The sequence below is a fragment of the Nitrosomonas halophila genome (genome assembly GCF_900107165.1).
In the GTDB taxonomy this organism is placed as follows: domain Bacteria; phylum Pseudomonadota; class Gammaproteobacteria; order Burkholderiales; family Nitrosomonadaceae; genus Nitrosomonas; species Nitrosomonas halophila.
Window position 1 is genome coordinate 1 of the sequence record NZ_FNOY01000093.1, and the last position, 8328, is coordinate 8328.

General features: G+C 47.3%; 6 protein-coding genes. 2 read left to right on the plus strand and 4 right to left on the minus strand.

Annotation, left to right across the window (positions count from 1 at the left end; all coding sequences use genetic code 11):
* Window positions 1-181: 181 nt before the first annotated feature.
* Genes BLV85_RS13625 through BLV85_RS13635 form a run of 3 tightly spaced genes read right to left on the minus strand, consistent with a single transcriptional unit; the run spans window position 182 to window position 4883 of the window.
* Window positions 182-2413: a TonB-dependent siderophore receptor gene (locus BLV85_RS13625; protein WP_245725232.1), complete on the minus strand. Its 2232-nt coding sequence runs from the start codon at window positions 2411-2413 to the stop codon at window positions 182-184.
* Between the two features lie 36 nt (window positions 2414-2449).
* A complete protein-coding gene (locus BLV85_RS13630) occupies window positions 2450-3757 on the minus strand; it encodes a lysine N(6)-hydroxylase/L-ornithine N(5)-oxygenase family protein (protein ID WP_090415784.1) in 1308 nt (435 codons plus the stop codon).
* 16 nt (window positions 3758-3773) lie between these two features.
* Window positions 3774-4883 (minus strand): GNAT family N-acetyltransferase, encoded by a 1110-nt coding sequence (locus BLV85_RS13635; protein WP_090415785.1) that lies wholly within the window; start codon window positions 4881-4883, stop codon window positions 3774-3776.
* 276 nt (window positions 4884-5159) lie between these two features.
* Between BLV85_RS13635 and BLV85_RS13640 the strand changes: the two genes are divergently transcribed.
* Together BLV85_RS13640 and BLV85_RS13645 are read left to right on the plus strand one after the other, a co-directional pair.
* Window positions 5160-6830 carry a cyclic peptide export ABC transporter gene (locus BLV85_RS13640; protein ID WP_090415786.1) on the plus strand — a complete coding sequence of 557 codons (1671 nt, stop codon included), beginning with the start codon at window positions 5160-5162 and terminating at the stop codon, window positions 6828-6830.
* Window positions 6831-6834: 4 nt separating this feature from the next.
* Complete coding sequence (locus tag BLV85_RS13645; RefSeq protein WP_090415787.1) at window positions 6835-8085, plus strand: PepSY-associated TM helix domain-containing protein; 1251 nt, start codon at window positions 6835-6837, stop codon at window positions 8083-8085.
* 93 nt (window positions 8086-8178) lie between these two features.
* Here BLV85_RS13645 and BLV85_RS13650 read toward each other — a convergent pair.
* Window positions 8179-8328, minus strand: a 150-nt coding sequence (locus BLV85_RS13650) for a transposase (protein WP_176973882.1), incomplete at its 5' end; no start/stop codon positions are given.

Sequence of the window (8328 nt, forward strand, 5' to 3'; positions counted from 1 at the left end):
TCTTCTCAGAGATTGGGCGGGGTGCTCCACTATCACCGGCCATGGTCTTACAAAAGGCGCTTTCGGTTACCCACAAATTCTGCCGAGGAGCCAAATATTATGATCTTACTGACGGCACCGTTTCCTCCTTTATTGCTGCATCCTGGACTCCGGTGCCATGTTCTGGGTCGATCTGCCAGGACTAGAATCTGAATTTCAATGTGCCCACGACTGTTCGTTCCAGTCCAGGGTATACTCGCCAGCCAGGATCGTTATAAGACAGATATTTGTTGTTGAATACGTTGCTGGCATTTACGATAAACATCCATGGCCCATTGTCGTAACGGAGCATGGCATCGAATAGCGTATAGGAAGGGGTTGTACTGGCATTCTCCAGGTCATTGAAAATTCTTCCCACATAACGTATGCCCCCACCTATCCCAAACCCACGCAGCCAATCAATACCCAAACTTGCCAGGGAATAATCCAGCCAGCCGGAGGCCATCGTTGTAGGCACCTGAATTGGCATTTTTCGCAGATCGATATTGGTACTTTTGGTTACGGTCACTTCGTGATAGGTAAATGTACCGATAAAATTCAAACCACGCAGCAACTCGGTTCTTGCTTCCAGTTCTACACCACGCGAGCCCACTTCGCCGGTTTGTCTATTACGAAAAAAAGGATCGTCGGGATCGGGCGTGAGAACATTGCTCTTGGTCAGGTCAAACAATGCCAGGGTATATAAGCTTCGCGCCCCCGCAGGTTGATATTTAACGCCGACCTCATATTGCGTTGCGCGGGTTGGTTTGTAAGCATTCATCCCGGAATCAAAGCCGGCTATTGGCAAGAATGATTGAGAATAGCTGACATAAGGTGCAATGCCATTGGAAAAGAGATAACTCAACCCTGCCCGGCCAGTATACGCATCGACTTTGGCTACATCCTTGAACGCAACCGATTTGGTTGATGTATCAACTCTGTCATAGCGGCCGCTCAATGTCAGAATCCAGTTATCACCATACCTGATCTGATCCTGAAGATAGACACCAAGCTGGTCTACTTCCTGTTTGGCATCCATCGTCAGCATATCCGGTTTAAGGATAGGTACGCCATACTGGGGATTGATCACATCGATACCAGGCGCATCTCCTGAAAAGGATTTCAGGGAAGCATTCGTTATGTTCCAATCAACGCCCAAGAGTGCCGTGTGATGCAGCGGACCGGTATTGAGCTTGGCCTGAATATGCGTATCGATCACTGTCTGAGTGGATCTCTCTTGTGTCGAGATCGCCCTGCGCCGCATCAAAGTAGCGATATCGGGGTCAAAGTCGGTACGAAACAGTTCATTGAAATCGCCATCCTGCTGCATATAACGGAAATTTTGCCGCGCTGTGAAAATTTCATTGAAATTGTGCTCGATCTGATAACCAAAGGAAGATTGATTGGTGGCATATTTGATGAATTTTGGATCCCCCTGCAACACATCGGTGCGCCTGCCATCCGGTGCAAGAAGAAAAAAGGGCGAGGCCTGCGCACGATTATTGAGCACCTCGCCCAGCAGCGTAACAGTGGTATCGGCAGTGGGTTGCCAAGTCAAGGAGGGCGCTATATAAAAACGTCTGAGTCCGGCCCGATCTCCGCCTGTATTTGGATAGCGGATTTGCGTATCAGAATCCAACCCAAGCGTAACCAGACGAAACATCAAAGTGCGATCGTTATTGGCAAAACCCAGATCGGCGGCAACCCGTTTGCGGTCGAAATTACCGTATTGCAATTCGATTTCCCGGTAGGGATCTGCATTCGGGCGCTTGGTGATACGGTTCACAATGCCGCCAGCGTCACCACGACCAAAAGTCACAGAAGTAGGACCACGCAACACATCGATGCGCTCCAGACCATAGGTTTCAGTAATGAATGAATTGAAATAAAGCTCCTGTGCAGCCATACTCAAGCCATCCCGAAAGAGAGACGTCGTGAGTCCCTGAAATCCGCGCATCAGCAGGTATTCGTAACCCCGTCCTTCAAATCCCCATTGATCGACAGCAACCCCGGAGGTATAACGCAGGGCTTCACTCATATCCTGGACACCCCTCGCATCGAGCTCATTGCGCGTCACAACGGAAATCGATTGTGGCACCTCCACCAATGGGGTATCGGTTTTGGTACCCGAACTGCTGCTTTTAGTCACATAACCGACGGATGCTCCCGTAATGGTCATGGCTGGCAACACGGAAACACCCGCTTGATTCGAGTCAGGCTCGCCGGATTCCGGCATGACCTGAGCTTGCTGACCTCTGGCATCCTCCGGATTGTTCGTCTGCTGTGATTGTGCGAAACCATCTATCGATGTCGCCAGTACAGCAAAATGCAAGCCCAATAACGACATCAACTTCTTGGGGTTGATTTTTGTCTTGTTATTAATAAGTATTTTCATGATCAAGGGGTTAATGATGGGAAAGAATGACGTTGATTAATATGCAAGTGCTGAAGGCATTGCGCGTTTAAGCTGTCCTGAAGCTGATTGATTGCTGGTGCTATGAATAAGGGCTTGGACGATTTCTTGAGTCCGCGTTGCTGTCACCGAAAGCAAGGTATCGCTCAAGCCATGACTCGATTCACAAGCACCTTGCAGGAAAACAGCCGGCTTGAACTGAGTTACGCTACGCAAACGGTACTGCCGGTCTACCCGCATATCTTCGAAATAAGGCAAAATCGGGGCCAGCAAGTATTTGTGATAATCACGGTTATAACCTGTTGCCAGCACCACGATGTCATAGGATTCGATGTAGTCCCGATCTGCACCTAAGTCATGCAGGACGAATTGAATGCCATCTTTTTGCGAAACCGCTTGCTTGACTTCATGGCGCCGTAAATAACGATGCTGCTCGATACCGGCAATTTTTTGCCGGTAAAATACGTTGAAAATCTGTTCGATTAAAACCAAATCTGGGGCAGCATAATTGGTATGCCAGAATTCGCTGAGGATCTCGGTGCGCTGTTGATCCGAGGAGTTGAAAACATGATCAGTAAAATCGGTGTTGAAGATCTCGTTGACGAAAGGACTATCATCCGAAGGTTTGATGGCCCGTGCACGCATGATCAAATCAACCTGAGCCGCAGTGTAGCGATGATGCAGGTCCATGAATATTTCAGCTGCACTTTGCCCTCCCCCCACCACTGCAATTCTTTTTGCATTCGGGTGGCGTTTGATTTCCTTCAGATAACTATTAGAGTGGAATACACGCGAATCTTCTTTCAGCGATCTAAAGCCATCAGGAATTCTCGGTTGGCCTCCGATACTGATCACCAGATTACGGGTCAATCGCTCATTGACCACTTGATCTTGATTACGCGAGCGGACACGTAACAACTCGACCTCGCTACCATGCTTCTCGGGTAGTATTTCGAGCACCTCTTCACCGTAAGCGCAACAGTGATCAAAATGTGATGCTGCCCATGTTAAATAGTCATTGAATTCATAACGGCTTGGAAAAAAAGTCTTGAGATTTATGAAATCCTGCAATCGATTTTTCTGATGCAGGTAATTGATAAATGTGAAATGACTCGATGGATTGCGCATCGTGGCAAGATCTTTCAGAAAAGAAACTTGCATGTGAGCGTTATCGAGCATCATATTGGCATGCCAAGCAAAATCAGGTTGTTTCTCGATGAAAAAAGACTCGATACCATAGCTTGCTTGTTTTTGCTCTTCCAGGGTAATGGCAAGCGCAATATTGGATGGACCGAAACCAATACCAATCAAATCGTAAATTTTCATGACGAAATCTTTAGAATTAAGAAACAGAGTGGAGAGAGGGCGCGCAACGTGGCACCCAGAACTGCTCGGAAAAAAAGCGCTCTCTTAGTAGCATGCCAAGCATGGCGCGCTTATGTGGAAAATCGAATTCCTTTAAATATGCGTAGCCACACTGGACTAAATTTTTGAGCATTTTGACGTTATCGATCCGAGGTTCGATAACGATGCGCTGAGTTCTGTCATCATCAAGAAAAAGATAGTGGGAAATTGACGGTAACCAGGCAGTTACAAAAGGCTTCCCACGGAAACGAGGTTCACCAATCAGAACATGCCAACCACGGTCAAAATCGTTGGCATCATAGTAAGATGAGATCCGATCCTCTTTCGCCCAATATATCTCGAAGTAGCCAAATGGTTCGTCATTCAGACAACTTATAAGGTTAATGACATGTGGATCGGCTTGGATTTCTGTCAAGTAATCTCGGTGTCTGGACAAATCACCCGCATCTTTCCAGAAAGCGGCTACAACAGGATCGTTCATCCAACGATTGAATCGAATCAAGTCAGAATCGATGTCGACTGTCCGAAACGACAAGGTACGCCCTAACCAGTCTATGGAACGCCGATAAACGGTGCCTGTTGGCTTTGGTGGGCGCAATGGGTGACGCTTACCATGGCTGATGACATAATGAAGCGGATAAGCCCCCGATCGGGCGGTGGTATGCCAAACCCTTGCTAGCTGCCAGAAAAGCTCAGCATAGGCAACGCAGCGACCATCCTCGGTTTTAACCAGTACACCCGAGTCAAACAATTCAGAATTCAGTGGTGAAGGTGTAGCGACATATACCCCAGCTTGATGTGGGTAATGAGTAAACGCTGCTTCCAGTGCAGCCAGCAATTCGGCAATTGAAGGATATTCCGGACGCATGGAATGTGTTTCTATCCATGCTAGCCATAATTCATTGGACTGCTGGAATAAATGCCAAATCGTTTTTCTGTCTGCTTGACCGCCTTGTATGCTTAATTGATTACCTGAATAAGTGATGCGGTAGCAAAGCTTGTCTGGGTACGAAAGTAGGCCTGTCGGCTCAGATAAGTGAGCACTCGGCAACGTACAGCGCTGGTCGCTTACACGATAGGATTCCATTTGTCTCCAAAAATTTTGGTTTTGGTAAATCTCTTTTGAAATAGAAGACGAATGAGAAATATTATTATTTATGATTCTTGAATCTAAGGTGCTTATAAATTATCCAATGTAATTGGCATATCAATAAGGCGTTGTCAAAACATTGATATAATTGGATTTATTCATAAATATGCGATAAAGCGGAGCGAGTGATTGGATGAAAGGGGATACATGCCAGAGTAAATTTTCACCCTTGCTATTCGTCACTATCATATATCTCAATTTATCGGACCGTTCATGCTGAAATACCTTATCAAACAATCCAGGCTGCTATTATTCAGTGCATCGTTTATAAGCATATTGCATGGTATGGGTAGCGTTTACTTACTGGCACAAATCAGTGCAGCATTGACGACTTCTGATTTCAATCGGGACGAAGCAGCGTTGATTTTTGTCGTGACCGCACTGTTAGTCATGCTTGGCTACATGATTGGAGCGATTCTTTTTGAACGTCTGGGTCAGTGCGCGCAATCCGATTTGCGTGGCTTGATTGCGCAAAGAGTCATTGAAGCAGATTATCGGCAGCTGGAACAGTTAGGCGCAGCGCGCATTCAATCCGCTTTATCTGAGCACTGTACGCGCGTAGCTGAGTTTTTTGTGAGTTTTCCCATCATTCTCACTAATTCGATTATCGTGATGGGCTGCTTGGCCTACCTGGCATACTTATCCTGGCAAGTATTTCTACTGGCTATACTGGTCATCGGCTTTGGTTCTTTTGGCTACCATCTCGCACACTTACGCGCCATACGGCACCTCGATATCGCCGCAAAAGAACAAGACAATTTATTCGCTTACTTTCGCTCACTCACAGATGGCGCCAAGGAATTGCGACTCAATCGAGACAAACGCAATGCTTTTTATGATGATGTACTGAAACGTTCAATTGAACGAGTGCGCAAGGAACGCACCTTTGGTATGTCTATTTTTGTGGCCTCGGCAAGCTGGGGCAATTTTCTGATCTACGCTTTCATTGGGTTGGTTCTGTTCCTGTTGATTGGCGATGTGCCGGATAGGACCCTGATCATGACTGGCTATGCTCTGGTTTTTGTTTATATGGTAGGGCCGCTCGAGGCACTGCTTTTGAATATTCCGCGCGCAAATCTGGCGCAGGTCTCAGCCAGACGAATCGAGGAGATCATGCATTCGATACACTCCTCCGAACCACAGGCAGAAATAAGAGAACTACCCCCCCTTCAATCTATCGTGCTCCAGGGCGTCCTGCACCGATATTATCATGAGCAGAAAGATGAAATGTTCACCCTGGGGCCGATTGACTTGGAGTTCCGCCCTGGGGAAATCACGTTCCTGGTGGGTGGAAATGGCAGCGGCAAAACAACTCTGGCAAAATTGTTGGTTGGACTCTACCCCCCTGAGGAAGGGCGCATTATGCTCAATAGCCAAGTGATCAACAATGCCAACCGTGATTACTATAGGCAGTTCTTTACCACGATTTTTTCTGATTTCCATCTTTTTGATCGATTGCTTGAAGTGAGTGACGGCAATATGCTGGATAAAAACGGTAATGAACTATTAACCAAACTGCATTTGCAGCACAAGGTCAAAGTCAGGAACGGTGCATTTAGCACACTTGCGCTGTCGCAAGGACAGCGCAAACGGCTGGCTCTAGTAGTTGCTTATTTAGAGAATCGACCTTTTCTGGTATTCGATGAGTGGGCAGCCGATCAAGATCCAGTCTTCAAGGAGATTTTCTATCGCGAGCTATTGCCGGAGCTGCGCACGATGGGTAAGACAGTGCTGATTATTTCGCATGATGATCGCTATTTCCACTTGGCTGATCGCCTTATTCGTATGGAAAACGGTCGAATATCCCTTGATTCCCCAAAATCACCTGCAACCTCAATTAATCAAACCGCATTACCCTTGGTTGTGGCAAATCATACCGCCTGACATTATGACAAAGCATAACGAAGCCAACATCCTCATAGACAGCGGGCAATTGGAAAAGCCATTACACAAATCCAGAGCAAGCCGTCAGGTGCTTGTGCTGCTGCATCGTTGGGCAGGTCTTTTATTGGCCGGGTTTCTGTTCATCGCTGGTTCAACGGGCGCGATCATCTCATGGGATCATGAGCTTGATGAGTGGCTGAACCCGCATCTATTCAAAAGGCAAAGTGGAGGGGACGAGACTATTCCCCCCCTAGTCCTTGCCAATCAGTTGGAAGCATCCGATCCCAGGCTTATTGTTACTTGGTTGCCCTTATCGCTGGAGCCTGATGAGAATCTGGGATTGGGAGTAAAAGGTCGCCTGGATCCATTAACAGGCAAGGCGTTTGATCTGTCTTTTAATCAAATCGCGCTCGACCCAGAGAACGGAGAAATCCGTGGGACACGGCTATGGGGTGATATTTCTTTAAGCCGTGAAAATTTCATTCCTTTTCTCTACAAACTGCACTACAGCCTGCATATCCCGGATGCATTCGGACTGGAACTGGGTATGCTGCTCATGGGGACTCTGGCTATCATCTGGACTATTGATTGCTTCATCGCATTGTGGATTTCCTTTCCTCGCTTTCGAACATGGCGCAAATCTTTTGTCTTCCGCTGGCGGCAAGGTGGCTACAAGCTGAATTTCGATCTGCACCGTTCAGGCGGCGTTTGGCTATGGGTACTGCTATTGATTCTGGCGACAACATCCATCTCGATGAACCTCAAACAAGAAGTTATGCGCCCTCTTGTTTCGGTTTTCTCCATCCTCACTCCCGACCCTTTTTCGCTGCGCATTCCCAATCCTCAGGACGAGCCGATTGAGCCTGCTATCACAAAACAGGAAATCATCCGGATCGCCAGCGCAGAAGCGCAAAAAAGAGAGTGGACCGCCCCGCCAGGCGGCTTGTTTTACGACACCCAACATGGCTTTTATGGCGTGACATTCCATGAACCGGGGCAAGACCATGTTGAATTCGGACTTGGCAACTCATGGCTGTATTTTGATGGGCAGAACGGTGCTTACTTGGGGGAGAGAATTCCTGGAAGCGGCAGCGCAGGTGATATTTTTCTGGAAGCACAATTCCCACTCCACTCGGGTCGCATCCTTGGTCTGCCAGGTCGCATTCTGATTTCTTTGCTTGGTGTTGCTGTAGCGATCTTGTCGGTAACAGGCATCATTATCTGGCAAAGGAAGCGCTGGGTGCGAATGCAATAAAAATTGTTACTTATCTTTGACTAAACAACCACCAGCTAAAGCTGGTGGGTTAGTGACAATGACTAAAGTCAGGATACGGGTCTTAAGACCCGTTTAGCTTTCGGTTCTGAAATTATCATCACCTTTAGGTTCAAAATGATGCTCCAAATAGTTTTGAATCATTTCTTCTGTCAGTTCTCCTGATGTTACACAAAAGTATCCTCGCGCCCAAAAATGGCGCCCCCAGTAGCGTTTTTTTAAGTC

Bases quoted from the DNA above. Each gene is read 5' to 3' on its own strand.
- BLV85_RS13625 (WP_245725232.1), bottom strand. From the start codon at position 2,413: ATGAAAATACTTATTAATAACAAGACAAAAATCAACCCCAAGAAGTTG.
- BLV85_RS13630 (WP_090415784.1), bottom strand. From the start codon at position 3,757: ATGAAAATTTACGATTTGATTGGTATTGGTTTCGGTCCATCCAATATT.
- BLV85_RS13635 (WP_090415785.1), bottom strand. From the start codon at position 4,883: ATGGAATCCTATCGTGTAAGCGACCAGCGCTGTACGTTGCCGAGTGCT.
- BLV85_RS13640 (WP_090415786.1), top strand. From the start codon at position 5,160: ATGCTGAAATACCTTATCAAACAATCCAGGCTGCTATTATTCAGTGCA.
- BLV85_RS13645 (WP_090415787.1), top strand. From the start codon at position 6,835: ATGACAAAGCATAACGAAGCCAACATCCTCATAGACAGCGGGCAATTG.